Origin of the sequence: Streptomyces sp. NPDC086023 (genome assembly GCF_044540325.1) — a bacterium.
Classification (GTDB): domain Bacteria; phylum Actinomycetota; class Actinomycetes; order Streptomycetales; family Streptomycetaceae; genus Streptomyces.
Genome location: NZ_JBITRX010000044.1, coordinates 2,823 through 15,719, shown reverse-complemented (window position 1 = coordinate 15,719; position 12,897 = coordinate 2,823). Strand labels below are relative to the sequence as shown.

Genomic DNA, 12,897 nt, shown 5'->3' with positions numbered 1-12,897 from the left:
AAACCCTCGGTCGGCGGACGCCCACAGACCCGGCCAGCACCCAAAGCCCCCGGCCCCGGGGGTATGGCTTCGAGCGCCCAGCCGCAGCTTCGCCCGGCCTTCCCAAAGCTGCCCCCGCCCCGGGGCCGGGCCCTCGTCCCCCGAGTGTCGCTTGAGTGCAGTTCCGAGCGGGCTGCCGCCCGTCCCCGGGGCGCAAGAACGTACAAGACCCGGGGGTCGGGGGCGCCGTAGCGTGCGGTGGGTGGAACAGACAGCAGCAGCACCACCGCACACGGCTTCCAGGGGCGGGAGCGAGCGGCCTCGGGGGGCCGTGGTCCGGGACGCGCTCGGCGTCGGGGTGGCCGTGGGCCTCTCCGGGTTCGCCTTCGGCGTCACCGCCGCCGGGGCCGGGCTCACCGTGGCCCAGGCCTGCGCCCTCAGCCTCCTCGTCTTCACCGGCGCCTCGCAGTTCGCGCTCGTCGGCGCCCTCGCGGCCGGGGGCAACCCCCTCACGGCCGCCGCAGGCGCCTTCTTCCTCGGCACCCGGAACGCCTTCTACGGCCTGCGCCTGTCCCAGCTGCTCGCGCTGCCGCGCGCCGTCCGGCCCCTCGCCGCCCACTGGGTGATCGACGAGACGGCCGCCGTCTCCCTGGCCCAGCCGGACCGACGCACCGCCCGCCTCGGGTTCACCGTCACCGGGCTCAGCCTGTACCTGCTGTGGAACCTCACCACCCTGCTCGGCGCCCTCGGCGCCGAGGCCATCGGCGACACCGACGCGTGGGGGCTCGACGCCGCCGGGCCGGCGGTCTTCCTCGCGTTGCTCGCCCCCATGCTGCGTACCGCCACCGAGCGGGCCGTGGCCGCCCTCGCGCTCGTGCTGGGCCTCGGCTTCCTGCCGTTCCTGCCCGCCGGGGTGCCCGTGCTGGTCGCCGCCCTCGCCGCCCCCGCCGTGCTGTACGTCAAGGGGCGGGAGGCCGCGCGCCGCGAGCGCCGGGAGCTGGAGTCCGTACACGAGAAGGGCGAGGACCGATGAACGTGTGGATCGCCATCGCCGCCACCGCCGTCGGCTGCTACCTGCTCAAGCTCGCCGGCCTGCTGGTCCCCGCGGGTGCGCTGGAGCGGCCCGCCGTCCGCCGGCTCTCGGCCCTGCTGCCGGTCGCGCTGCTGGCCGCCCTCACCGCCCAGCAGACCTTCAGCACCGGTCACGCCCTGGTGCTCGACGCCCGTGCCGCCGGCCTGGCCGCCGCCGGGGTCGCGCTGCTGCTGCGGGCGCCCTTCCTGCTGGTCGTCGCCGCCGCCGTGCTCGTCACCGCGGGCGTACGGGCGCTGGGCGGCTGACCGGACCGGCGCCGATCGGCCGCCCGTGGGCCCGCAGCGTGAGCAGCGCCTCGATCGTCGCGATCGGGCGCCGCTCCAGGCTGCTGCCCGGTGCCCAGGCGCGCCGCCGCACCGGCCAGCCGCCGTCCTCCTGCTGCTCCGCGGCGAGGAAGTCCAGTGAACGGGCCAGCTCCTCGTCCGTGAACCAGCCGCGCGCCAGCGACTCCGGCCGCCGCGCGAGGTCGTGCGGGAACAGGCGCTCCCCGGGTGCGTACCCGGAGGCCACCGGATAGCCGTCCCGCTTCTCCGGGTCGAGTACGACCAGCCGCGCCTCCCGCACCAGCCGGCCGAGCCGGTCGGCCGCAGCCTGCGCCCGTGAGCGGTCGGGGGCGCCGTCCAGGAACTCCACCGCGGCCTGGATCTCGTACGGGTGCGAGTGCCGCAGCGTCTCGATGCGGTCCCAGCAGTAGTCGGTGGCCCGGAACAGCCAGGCGTGCCAGACGCGGTTGCGGTGCAGTACGCCGACCACGGGGCCGGTGGTGAGCAGCTCGCTCGGCGGGTCGTCCACGACCGGGTGGTACGGCGCCCCCGGGTAGTCCCGCGGGCCCGGCCGCAGCACCGGCAGGGCGCCGTCCGGGGTGGAGACCTGCGTCAGGTGGCGGCACAGCCGCTCGATGCGCTGCCCGGCGCAGCGCCCGAGGGTGTCGAGGATCCGCAGCGCGTGGGCGGTGTGCAGGGGCTGGCTGTCGGGGCCGCGGAGGTCGGGGTCGAGGGCGTGGCCGTAGCCGCCGTCGGGGTTGAGATAGGGGCCGAGGGCTGCGTCCACGGGATCGGCCGCGCCGCCGAGGAAGTGGTAGGCGAACCGCCGCTGTTCCAGGACCCGGGCGGTGAGCCAGACGAACCGCTCGGCACGGGCCAGGGGGGATGCATCGTCACCAGGCATGTCCCCCAACGTAGGGCGGATTCCGGCACCGGACGGGGACGAACGGACCGGTCCACCCGGGGGGCGGGATACTGGGGGCATGCGGTTGACGATTTTCTGGGAGCGGATGGCCGAGCACTTCGGTCCCGCCTATGCCGACTCGTTCGCTCGGGACCACGTGATGGCCGAGCTGGGCGGCCGTACCGTCCACCAGGCCCTCGACGCGGGCTGGGAGACCAAGGACGTGTGGCGCGCGGTGTGTTCGGCCATGGACGTACCGGGCGACAAGCGCTGACGTACCGGGCGACAAGCGCTGACGTACCGGGCGACAAGCGCCGACGTACCGGGCGACAAGCGCCGACGGCCGGACGGGCGACGCATACGGGACACTTGCCGGGTGGCAGCCACCCATGAGACCGACCAGCCCGAGCACTCCCGGGGCGCCTCCGTGCCCCCGGGCTCCGTTCCGTCGCCCTCGCGCGAACCGGAGCCGGCGGCCCGTTCCGTGCCCTCCCCGGCGGCCGCGCCGCCCGGTGGCTCGGGCCCGGAGGGCGAGGGGCCGGGCGGGCGCGAGGGGGCGCGGGCCGGTGGCGCGGCGCACGGGGCGGGCGCGGAGCCGCCGGCCGGGCCCGGTACCGCCTTCCGCCAGCCGCCCGCGCGGATGCCGCGCTGGCTGCCGCGCGCGGTGGTCCTCGTACTCGCCCTGTACGCCTGCTTCCAGCTCGGCAGCTGGGCGTTCCACCAGCTGGTCGGGTTGCTGCTGAACATCCTGATCGCCTTCTTCCTCGCGCTGGCCGTCGAGCCCGCGGTGAGCCGGATGGCGGCCCGCGGGATGCGCCGCGGGGTGGCGACCTTCCTGGTCTTCCTCGGCGTGCTGGTCTTCTCGTTGGGCTTCATGGCCCTGCTGGGCTCGATGCTCGCCGGGCAGATCGTCGACATGGTGGAGAGGTTCCCGCAGTACCTCGACTCGCTGATCGACTCGATCAACCAGACCTTCCACACCGACCTGTCGCGGCTCGCGATCCAGGACAGCCTGCTGCACTCGGACTCGCTCCAGAAGTACGTGCAGAACAGCGCGTCCGGCGTGCTCGACGTGTCCGCGACCGTGCTGGGCGGGCTGTTCAAGCTGCTGACCATCGCCCTCTTCGCGTTCTACTTCGCCGCCGACGGCCCCCGGCTGCGGCGTGCGCTGTGCTCCGTCCTGCCCCCGGCGCGCCAGGCCGAGGTGCTGCGGGCCTGGGAGATCGCCGTCGCGAAGACCGGCGGATACCTCTACTCGCGGGGGCTGATGGCCCTGGTGTCCGGGGTCGCGCACTACATCGTGCTGTTCGTGCTCGGGGTGCCGTACGCGCCCGCGCTCGCGGTGTGGGTCGGGCTGGTCTCCCAGTTCATCCCGACCATCGGCACCTATCTGGCGGGCGCGCTGCCGATGCTGATCGCCTTCACGGTCAACCCCTGGTACGCGGTGTACGTGCTGGGCTTCGTGGTGGTCTACCAGCAGTTCGAGAACTACATGCTGCAGCCGAAGCTGACCTCGAAGACCGTCGACATCCACCCGGCGGTGGCCTTCGGCTCGGTGATCGCGGGGACGGCGCTGCTGGGGGCGGTCGGCGCGCTGATCGCGATCCCGGCGGTGGCGACGCTGCAGGCGTTCCTGGGGGCGTACGTGAAACGGTACGAGGTGACGTCCGACCCGAGGGTCTGAGGCGCCCGGGGGTCCGGCTCGAAGGCGCCCGGGGCCCGGCTCGAAGGCGCCCGGGGCCCGGGGCGGGTGAGGACCAGGGGGGCAGAGGGGGGTCAGGGCCGGCCGTCCGGCCCGGCGGCGGCCTCCGCGAGGGTGCGCAGGACCCGGTCGAGCCGGGAGGTGCGGGACCGCGGGGTGAGGGCCTGGAGGAGGGGCAGGACCAGCTGGTAGCGGGCGGTCCTGTCGAGCGCCTCGAAGGCGGCCCGGGCGGCGGGGTCCGCGTCGAGCGCGGCCGTGAGCTCCGGCGGCACCTCCGCCGTCGTCTGCGGGGCGTACGCCGCGTCCCACCGGCCGTCCTCCCGGGCCCGGCGGACTTCGGCGAGCCCGGGCTCGCGCATCCGCCCGGCGGCCGTGAGCCGCTCGACCTTCTCCACGTTCACCCGCGACCAGAGGCTGCGGGGCCTGCGCGGCACGTACTTCTGGAGGTAGTGGCGGTCGTCCAGCGAGCGGCGCTGCCCCGAGATCCAGCCGAAGCAGAGGCCGATGTCCACCAGCTCGTCGGAGGTCACCGACGGGATGCCCGAGCCCTTCTTCGCCATCCTGATCCACACGCCCTCGGCGCGCGTGTGGTGCCCGGCCGCCAGCCAGGTCTCGAAGGCCGCGCCGTCCGCGAAGGCGATGATCTCCACACCGTCCAGCTGCTCCATGACGGTCAGCGTAGGCCGGAGGCCGCGGTTCCGTCCGGGGCGGCGGGGATCCGGTGGTCCCGCAGCGGCGCGTGGTCGATCACCTCGACGTACCTGATCCGCCCCTGTACGACGTCAACGATCAGCATGCCCTTCTCCGGCATGAGCGGCAGGCAGCGGTGCCCGGGACCGAACGCGCCCTCCGGGGGCGGCGCCGTGTAGAAGCTCTGGCAGAAGTCGTCCCCGCACGAGCAGTGCGCGAACAGCCGGATGTCCCACGCGCAGATGGCCAGCTCCCGCTCGCCCTCCGCTTCCAGCAGGGCGACCAGCTCGGCGACGAGGTCCGGGTGGACCTCGCGCACGAGCGGTGGCTCGGCTTCCGCCCCCTCCGCCGGCTCCCCGTCCGCCACGTGCTCGCGCTCGCTCATGGCGGCACCGTAGCCTCCGCCGTCACCGCGCCGGGCGGCGGGCCGGGGTGGGCGTGGCGCGCTTGACACGGAATTCGAACATCCATTCTGATGGAGAACCTGGCCGTGTGATTGCAGGGGTTTTCTCCGGTTATCCACAGCCGGAAGGGGCGTGGAGGCGCATTGTCAGTGGCAGGCGTTAGCGTCTTTGACGTGAAGCGATCGACTCAAGCAACCCGGGTGGAACCCATGGCAGGCACCGACCGCGAGAAGGCGCTCGACGCCGCGCTCGCGCAGATTGAACGACAATTCGGCAAGGGCGCCGTGATGCGCCTCGGCGACCGGCCGAACGACCCCATCGAGGTCATCCCCACCGGGTCGACCGCCCTGGACGTCGCGCTCGGCGTCGGCGGCCTGCCGCGCGGCCGTGTCGTCGAGATCTACGGACCGGAGTCCTCCGGCAAGACCACGCTGACCCTGCACGCGGTGGCCAACGCGCAGCGGGCCGGCGGCACGGTCGCGTTCGTCGACGCCGAGCACGCCCTCGACCCCGAGTACGCCAAGGCGCTCGGCGTCGACACGGACAACCTCATCCTGTCCCAGCCCGACACCGGTGAGCAGGCCCTGGAGATCGTGGACATGCTGGTCCGCTCCGGTGCCCTCGACCTCATCGTGATCGACTCCGTGGCAGCCCTCGTGCCGCGCGCGGAGATCGAGGGCGAGATGGGCGACTCCCACGTGGGTCTCCAGGCCCGACTGATGAGCCAGGCGCTCCGGAAGATCACCAGCGCGCTGAACCAGTCCAAGACCACCGCGATCTTCATCAACCAGCTCCGCGAGAAGATCGGCGTCATGTTCGGCTCGCCGGAGACCACGACCGGTGGCCGCGCGCTGAAGTTCTACGCCTCCGTGCGCATCGACATCCGCCGCATCGAGACCCTCAAGGACGGCACCGAGGCGGTCGGCAACCGCACCCGCTGCAAGGTCGTCAAGAACAAGGTCGCCCCGCCGTTCAAGCAGGCCGAGTTCGACATCCTCTACGGCCAGGGCATCAGCCGCGAGGGCGGCCTGATCGACATGGGCGTGGAGCACGGCTTCGTCCGCAAGGCAGGCGCCTGGTACACGTACGAGGGCGACCAGCTCGGCCAGGGCAAGGAGAACGCCCGCAACTTCCTGAAGGACAACCCCGACCTCGCCAACGAGATCGAGAAGAAGATCAAGGAGAAGCTGGGCGTGGGCGTCCGCAAGACGGCCGACGCCGAGCCCGGCCCCGACGCGGCCACCGTCTCCACCGACGACGCCAAGTCCGTGCCCGCGCCCGCGAGCAAGGCCAAGGCGACCAAGGCCACCACGGCCAAGAGCTGACCGTGATGGTCCCAGCACCCGAGGACGGCAGCGGTCCCGGCCCGTCGAGGGCCGGGCAGGGGCCGCCGCCCGGCGGGACGGACGAGGCTCCGGAGCGACAGAGCCCCGAGGAGCAGGCCCGGGCGATCTGCCTGCGGCTGCTCACCGGAAGTCCGCGCACCCGCCGCCAGCTCGGGGACGCCCTGCGCAAGCGGGGCATCCCCGAGGAGGTCTCGGAGGAGGTCCTCTCCCGGTTCGAGGAGGTGGGCCTCATCGACGACGCCGCGTTCGCGGGCGCCTGGGTGGAGTCCCGGCACCACAGCCGGGGGCTCGCCCGCCGGGCGCTCGCCCGCGAGCTCCGCACGAAGGGCGTCGAATCCTCGCTGATCGACGAGGCGATGGAACGCCTCGATTCGGACCAGGAGGAGGAGACCGCCCGCGAACTCGTCGCGCGCAAGCTCCGTTCCACCCGCGGACTCGAGCGCGACAAGCGGATCCGGCGCCTCGCCGGCATGCTCGCCCGCAAGGGCTACCCCGAGGGCATGGCCCTGCGGGTGGTCCGCCGCGCCCTGGAAGAAGAGGGCGAGGACACCGAGGACCTGGGGTACGGCTTCGGCTGACCGCCGGTGGCGGCGCCTCCCCCCGGAAGGGGGTGGGGTCAGCCCCCCGACGGGACGCCGGGGCGCTCCAGTGCCCCGGGGCACCCCCGGCCAGCAGGCTTGGCCGCATGATGCTGCGTTTCGCCCTCCAGACCGTCAGGGACCGCACAGCAGGGTTCCTCGGCGCCTTCGTCGCCTTCCTCTGCGCCGCGGCCCTGATCACCGCGTGCGGCTCCCTGCTGGAGACCGGACTGCGCGGCACGATCGCCACCGAGCGCTACGCCGGTGCCCCGGTGGTCGTCTCCGCCGACCAGAACGTCCACCGGACCACGGTCAAGGACAAGGGCGACGGCGAGAGGAAGTACAAGCACAAGGCCAAGCCCGTCCCGGAGCGGGCCTGGCTCCCCGCCGGGACCCTCGAACGGGTCCGCGCCGTCCCCGGTGTCGCGCGGGCCGTCCCCGAACTCACCTTCCAGGCCGTCCCGCTGACGAAGGCCCCGGGCGGCCTTCCCTCGTACGGCCACTCCTGGGAATCCGCCGCCCTCACCCCCTTCACCCTGGCCGAGGGCCGCGCCCCGCGCACCACCGCCGAGGTCGTCGTCGACCGCGCCCTGGCCCGCCGCGCCGGCCTGCGCCCCGGCTCCCCGCTCACCGTCCAGGCCACCGCCTCCCCCCGCACCTACACCGTGACCGGCATCGCCACCGCCGCCGACGGGGACCTCCGGCACCAGACCTCGCTCTTCTTCAGCCCCGCCGAGGCCCGCCGCCTCGCCGCCCGCCCCGAGGGCCGCCACACCGCCATCGGCGTGCTGCCCGTGCCCGGCACCGGCACCGCGGCGCTCGACGCCGCCGTCACCCGCGCCCTCCGGGGCACCACCGCCCAGGTCACGAGCGGGGCCGACCGCGGGCCCGTCGAGTTCCTCGACGCGTCCGGGGCCCGCACCAAGCTCGTCTCCATCGGCGGCTCGATGATCGGCACCTCGCTGCTGGTCGCGATCCTCGTGGCCGTCGGAACCTTCGCCCTCGCCGTCCAGCAGCGCCACCGCGAACTCGCCCTGCTCCGCGCCATCGCCGCCACCCCCCGGCAGCTCCGCCGACTGCTCGGCGCCGAAGCCCTGGTCGTCGGCCTGGCCGGCGGCACGCTCGGAGCCCTCGCGGGCCTGCCCCTGGCCGCGTACCTGCACGGCCGGTTCGTCGACGCCGGAGTCGTGCCCGCCGCCCTGGAGCGCTCCGCGGGCATCCTCCCCATGCCGGCGGCCGTCGCCGTCACCCTCGTCGGAGCCCGCGCCGCCGCCCGCATCACCGCCCGCCGCATCGCCCGGATCCGCCCCGCCGAGGCGCTGGCCGAGGCCGCCGTCGAGCGCTCCCGCCCGGCCTGGGCCCGGATCGCCGCCGGTCTCGTGCTGGCCGCCGCCGGCGTCGTACTGATCGCGCTGCTCAGCGCGCTGCGCAGCGAGCCCGCCTCGACCCCGGTCACCTTCCTCGCCATCGTGGTCCTCGCCGGCGCGGTCTCGCTGCTCGGCCCGCTCCTGGTGAAGGGGGCCACCGCCCTGCTCGCCGGCCCGCTCCGCCTGGCCGGCCCCAACGGCCGCCTCGCCACCGCCAACCTGCGCGGCAACGCCACCCGGATGGCCTCCGCGGTCGCCCCCCTCACCCTGCTCGTCGGCATGACGTGCACCGCGCTCTTCAGCCAGCCCACCCTCGGCAACGCGGCCCGGGCCCAGGCCGGCGAGGGCATCCACGCGGACTGGATCCTGGCCCCGCAGGGTCCCGGCGTACCGGCGGAGGCCGCGGCGAAGCTCCGCAGGACCCCGGGCGTCACCGCCGCGACCGAGGTCGTCACCACCCAGGTACGGGTCGGGCTGACCAGGTACGCCGCCCAGGGCGTCACCCCCGCCGGACTCACCCGCACCTGGGACCCGCAGGTCACCCGGGGCACGCTCGACGGCTTCGGCCCGCGCAGCGCGGCGGTCAGCGAACTCGCCGCCGAGGCGCTGGACCTGCGCCCGGGCAGCACCCTCACCCTCAACCTCGGTGACGGTACGCCGGCCACCGTCACAGTGACCGCCGTCTACGCCCGGGGCCTCGGCTTCGGGGACCTCACCCTCGCCCACGACCTGGTCGCGGCCCACGTGGACAACCCCCTCGCCCGGGCGGTGTACATCGCCACCGCCCCCGCCACCCCGCGGGACCGCCTCACCGCCGCAGTCGCCCGCTTCCCCGGCCTCGCGCTCCTCACCCCCTCCGAGGCCGCCGCGGCCCGGGCCGGGCGGCAGCAGGCGAACGCCGAGGTGAACCTCATCGCGATGGGCCTGGTGCTGGCCTTCACCGCCGTCTCCGTGGTCAACACCCTCGCGATGTCGACCGCGGAGCGGGTCCGGGAGTTCGCGCTGCTCCGGCTGACCGGCGCCACCCGCCGCCAGGTGCTGCAGATGCTGCGGCTGGAGGCCCTCGCCGTCCTGCTGATGGGCGTGGTCCTGGGCAGCGGCACCTCCCTCGCCGTCCTGACCGCCTTCAGCGTCGGGATGACCGGGAGCGCGGCGCCCGCCGTGCTGCCGCTGGTGTACGCGGTCGTGCTGAGCGCGGCCGGGCTGCTGGCCCTGGCGGCCACGGCGGTACCGGGACGCTTCGCGTTGAGGGTGCGGCCGGTCGAGGCCGCGGGGGCGAGGCAGTAGCGGCGGTGCCGGCCGGGCGGGGCGTTCCTCCTGCGGGAGGGCGCCCCACCCGGTGTCTCGGTGCCGTGCCGTCAGGCGGAGTCCTGGCCCTGGCCTTGGTCCTGCCCCCGACCCGGGTCGTGGCCCGGTTCGACCGGGAGCCCGGCCGACCGCCAGGCCTGGAAGCCGCCGATCAGGTCGGTGGCGCGGGGGAGGCCGATGCGCTGGAGTTCGGCGGCCGCGAGGCTGGAGGCGTACCCCTCGTTGCAGATCACGATCACGGTCAGTCCGTGGTCCGCGGCCTCGGGCAGCCGGTGGCTGCCGTCCGGGTCGAGGCGCCACTCCAGTTCGTTGCGCTCGACCACCAGGGCCCCGGGGATCAGCCCGTCGCGTTCGCGCAGCGCCTGGTAGCGGATGTCCACCAGCAGCGCGCCCTCGGCGGCGGCCGCGCGGGCTGCGTGCGCGTCCACCCGCTCCAGCCCCTCGCGCACCCGCTCCAGGTAGGCGTCGATGCCCCGCACCTCTCCGCCCCCGGGGCGGCCGGCGGCGCTCACTGCCAGTCCGCAGGGCGCTCGACCTGCTCCAGGCGCAGCACGGCGCCGGAGCGCGAGTAGTGCCGGATCAGGGGCAGCGGCGGGTAGTAGGCGTGGACCGAGACGGCGTGCTCGGCCTCCGACTCGTTGAGCACCTCGTGGACGTGGTGCTCCAGAAACGCCCGGCCGGTGCCCTCGGCCAGGCTCCGGGTGCGGTCGACGTTCTCGGCGAGCTCCAGGCTCTGCCAGCCCTCGGAGGGCAGCCGCACCGCGAGGGAGTGCTCCGTGAGCCGCCCGGAGGCGGTGGCGAAGGCCCCGCGCGACTCGGCGTGGTCGTGCCAGCCGGTGCCGGTGCCGGGCGGCCAGCCGATCAGCCAGGCCTCGCTGCCGCCGGGCCCTTCCAGCCGCACCCAGGTGCGCCCCTCCGGGTCGAGGGGAAGCTGGGCGACGAGCTCGGGGTCGGCGGCGGTGCGCAGGGCGAAGTCGAGGAGTTCGGCGGCGGTGGGGCCGTCCTGGACCTGGGTACGGGTGTGCGCGGGCGCGGAGGGGGAGGGTGACACGGGGCATCCGTCCTGGGAGTTCGCGAGGGAGCGCGTCCTGGCGCGCGGAGGAAGGCGAATCAGCAGGAGGGGCGACACACGCAGCCCGCGTAGCGGAGGAGGTCCATGTGAACCCTCCGCCACAGGCGTGCATCGGTGCCGGTCATGTCCGGGAGTACACCACGGGGCTCCGCGGACGGTCAATCGATCACCGGGACACGTACCACAATACGGATGCCGGCGCCCGGCATCCGGACGCGTTCGCCCGTCCCCGGAGTCCGCCGCACCCTCCCGACCAGGGCCGGAGGGATTGCGCGGCGGCCCGGCACGAGTGCGGACCGGTGCGCGCCGCCCCGTACCGCTGCGTTCAAGTGCGGCGGCCGGCCGCACCCGGCGCCCTGCCCGGCAGGGCTCCGGTCAGCCCGCCGCGTCCGCCGCCGTGGGGACCGGGTCCTCGGATGGCGACCGGTCGACGGAGCCGCCGCGGACGGCTTCGGCCGCCTCGTACAGCTCCGCCGGGCGCACCCCGGAGAAAGCCCCGACCAGGTGCCCGTCCGGCCGGACCAGCAGCACGGTGTGCGCGGCCGCGCCCGGGTACGACTCGGCCACCAGCAGCTCCGCCCGTGTCGGCAGCGCGCTCACGGCGGCGGCCAGCCGGGGCATCAGACCGGCCTTCAGCCAGTGCCGCCGGTCCCACACGCCCGTACCCGGCGCCACGAGCACCGCGAGCAGCCGCCCGCGTCCCAGCCGGTCGCGCAGCGGCACGGTCGTCCCGTCCGGCGCGGTGACCCGGACGTCCGTCACCGGCGCGCCCGGCTCGGTGGCGGTCTGCACGGCGCCCTCGGTGGGCGCAGGGGCCAGCGGCGAACGCCCGTACCCCGGGGCGGAGCCCAGCGGCCCGCGGCCCAGGTGGGCGTCGGACAGCAGCGTGGCGTGGGCCCGGGCCGCGCCCGGCAGCAGCACCCGCAGCCCGCCGGAGGAGCGCAGCACCGGCATCGCCTGGTCGGCGGCCCGCAGCCGGGCGGCCACGGCCGTGCGGCGCTCGCTCTGGTAGCTGTCCAGCAAGGTCTCCGAGGCCCCCTGGTGCCAGGCCAGCGCCAGCTTCCAGGCGAGGTTCTCCGCGTCGCGCAGCCCCTCCTCGACGCCCTGCGTGCCGAGGGCGCCCAGCAGGTGCGCCGCGTCCCCCGCGAGGAAGGCGCGGCCGTCCCGCCAGCGCCGGGCGAGCCGATGATGCAGTGTGTGCACGCCCGTGTCGAGGAGCTCGTACGGCGGTGTCGCCCCGCCGCACCACTCGGCGAGCGTGTCTCGGATCCGGCCCACCAGCACGTCCGGGGTCACGAGGTCGCCGCGCGGGGGGAGCAGCCAGTCGAGCCGCCACACCCCGTCGGGCAGCGGGCGGGCGGTGACCTCCTCCGGGGGCGACCGGTGCAGCAGGGCCTCGTCGGGCCAGGGGAGTTCGGTGCGCAGCGCGGCCACCGCGTGCCGCTCCACGGCGGTACGGCCGGGGAAGCGCACGCCCAGCAGCTTGCGGACCGTGGAGCGGGCGCCGTCGCAGCCCACCAGGTAACTCCCGCGCCACCATGTGGTTTCCGCCCCGCGGGTGTGGGCGGTGACGCCGTGCGGGTCCTGCTCCACGGTGTCGAGCCGGCTGTCCGCGACCACCTGGACCAGCGGGTGCGCGTGCGCGGCGTCGCGCAGCCCGCGGGCCAGGGCGTGCTGCGGCACGTGCAGGGGAGCGGGCGTCCCGGACTCGGCGTCCCGGGGTGCGAATTCGATGCGTACGGGCTCCTGCCGGCGCCGCACGGTGCGCCAGGCCGTCCACCGGGCGGCCTCGTCGCGCAGCGTCGTACAGCCCAGCCGCCGTGCCATGGCGGCGGTGTCGGCGTGCAGGACGACGGTACGGGCGGGACGCGGCTCGTCCTTGCCGGGGCCCTCGTCCAGGAGGACCGAGGGGACGCCCTGGCCCGCGAGAGCCAGCGCGAGCGAGAGTCCCACGGGCCCCGCTCCGACAACGATCACCGGGTCCACGCGTGCTCCCCGGCCGTCCGATTTGTGATCACAGAACGTATGCAACCCACTGCGCGTGCTTGCGTCAAGTGACGTAGGCACGCAGAGAGAGGTGGGGGGGGGGGGGGGGGGGGGGGGGGCCCCCCCCCCCCCCCCCCCCGGGGGGGGGGGGGGGGGGGGGGGGGGGGGGGGGGGGGGCGGGGGGGGGGGGGGGGCGGGGCCCCCC

At 75.2% G+C, this 12,897-nt stretch carries 13 protein-coding genes and 1 pseudogene; 7 read left to right on the top strand and 7 right to left on the bottom strand.

From position 1 onward, the window contains the following. Positions 1-241: 241 nt before the first annotated feature. Positions 242-1,012 carry an AzlC family ABC transporter permease gene (locus ACIF6F_RS37805; protein WP_399958547.1) on the top strand — a complete coding sequence of 257 codons (771 nt, stop codon included), beginning with the start codon at positions 242-244 and terminating at the stop codon, positions 1,010-1,012. Then, on the top strand, positions 1,009-1,317 hold the full coding sequence (locus ACIF6F_RS37800) for an AzlD domain-containing protein (protein ID WP_399958544.1): 309 nt from the start codon (positions 1,009-1,011) through the stop codon (positions 1,315-1,317). Before ACIF6F_RS37805 ends, ACIF6F_RS37800 begins: the two co-directional genes overlap by 4 nt. Here the strand turns inward: ACIF6F_RS37800 and ACIF6F_RS37795 are convergent. After that, complete coding sequence (locus ACIF6F_RS37795) at positions 1,286-2,239, bottom strand: hypothetical protein (protein ID WP_399958541.1); 954 nt, start codon at positions 2,237-2,239, stop codon at positions 1,286-1,288. The genes ACIF6F_RS37800 and ACIF6F_RS37795 overlap by 32 nt on opposite strands. 79 nt (positions 2,240-2,318) lie before the next feature. Between ACIF6F_RS37795 and ACIF6F_RS37790 the strand changes: the two genes are divergently transcribed. Further along, complete coding sequence (locus ACIF6F_RS37790; protein ID WP_399958538.1) at positions 2,319-2,513, top strand: DUF3046 domain-containing protein; 195 nt, start codon at positions 2,319-2,321, stop codon at positions 2,511-2,513. Positions 2,514-2,879: 366 nt separating this feature from the next. Then, positions 2,880-3,923 (top strand): AI-2E family transporter, encoded by a 1,044-nt coding sequence (locus ACIF6F_RS37785; protein ID WP_399958554.1) that lies wholly within the window; start codon positions 2,880-2,882, stop codon positions 3,921-3,923. A gap of 92 nt (positions 3,924-4,015) precedes the next feature. On the opposite strand, the gene ACIF6F_RS37780 is transcribed toward ACIF6F_RS37785, so the two are convergent. Continuing rightward, the gene (locus ACIF6F_RS37780) at positions 4,016-4,609 is read right to left on the bottom strand and encodes a YdeI family protein (protein WP_399958535.1); all 594 of its coding nucleotides are present in this window, start codon (positions 4,607-4,609) and stop codon (positions 4,016-4,018) included. Between the two features lie 5 nt (positions 4,610-4,614). Further along, complete coding sequence (locus ACIF6F_RS37775) at positions 4,615-5,016, bottom strand: hypothetical protein (RefSeq protein ID WP_399958532.1); 402 nt, start codon at positions 5,014-5,016, stop codon at positions 4,615-4,617. 228 nt (positions 5,017-5,244) lie between these two features. Between ACIF6F_RS37775 and recA the strand changes: the two genes are divergently transcribed. The 3 genes and pseudogenes from recA (at position 5,245) to ACIF6F_RS37760 (ending at position 9,613) form a co-directional block, all read left to right on the top strand. After that, positions 5,245-6,360, top strand: coding sequence for a recombinase RecA (gene recA, locus ACIF6F_RS37770; RefSeq protein ID WP_399958530.1), 1,116 nt, complete (start codon positions 5,245-5,247; stop codon positions 6,358-6,360). Next, positions 6,276-6,959 (top strand): annotated as a pseudogene (gene recX, locus ACIF6F_RS37765) (recombination regulator RecX); the annotation flags it as partial. The gene recA and the pseudogene recX, both read left to right, overlap by 85 nt. 107 nt (positions 6,960-7,066) lie before the next feature. Next, a complete protein-coding gene (locus ACIF6F_RS37760; protein WP_399958527.1) occupies positions 7,067-9,613 on the top strand; it encodes an FtsX-like permease family protein in 2,547 nt (848 codons plus the stop codon). Between the two features lie 71 nt (positions 9,614-9,684). Here the strand turns inward: ACIF6F_RS37760 and ACIF6F_RS37755 are convergent, their stop codons facing one another. The 4 genes from ACIF6F_RS37755 to ACIF6F_RS37740 form a co-directional block, all read right to left on the bottom strand. Further along, the gene (locus ACIF6F_RS37755) at positions 9,685-10,152 is read right to left on the bottom strand and encodes a rhodanese-like domain-containing protein (RefSeq protein WP_399958550.1); all 468 of its coding nucleotides are present in this window, start codon (positions 10,150-10,152) and stop codon (positions 9,685-9,687) included. Beyond that, positions 10,143-10,685: a cysteine dioxygenase gene (locus ACIF6F_RS37750; RefSeq protein WP_399958524.1), complete on the bottom strand. Its 543-nt coding sequence runs from the start codon at positions 10,683-10,685 to the stop codon at positions 10,143-10,145. The genes ACIF6F_RS37755 and ACIF6F_RS37750 overlap by 10 nt, the downstream gene beginning before the upstream one ends. 59 nt (positions 10,686-10,744) lie before the next feature. Further along, positions 10,745-10,792, bottom strand: coding sequence for a hypothetical protein (locus ACIF6F_RS37745; RefSeq protein ID WP_311314449.1), 48 nt, complete (start codon positions 10,790-10,792; stop codon positions 10,745-10,747). 289 nt (positions 10,793-11,081) lie between these two features. Further along, complete coding sequence (locus ACIF6F_RS37740; RefSeq protein ID WP_399958521.1) at positions 11,082-12,692, bottom strand: FAD-dependent monooxygenase; 1,611 nt, start codon at positions 12,690-12,692, stop codon at positions 11,082-11,084. Between the last annotated feature and the right edge of the window lie 205 nt (positions 12,693-12,897).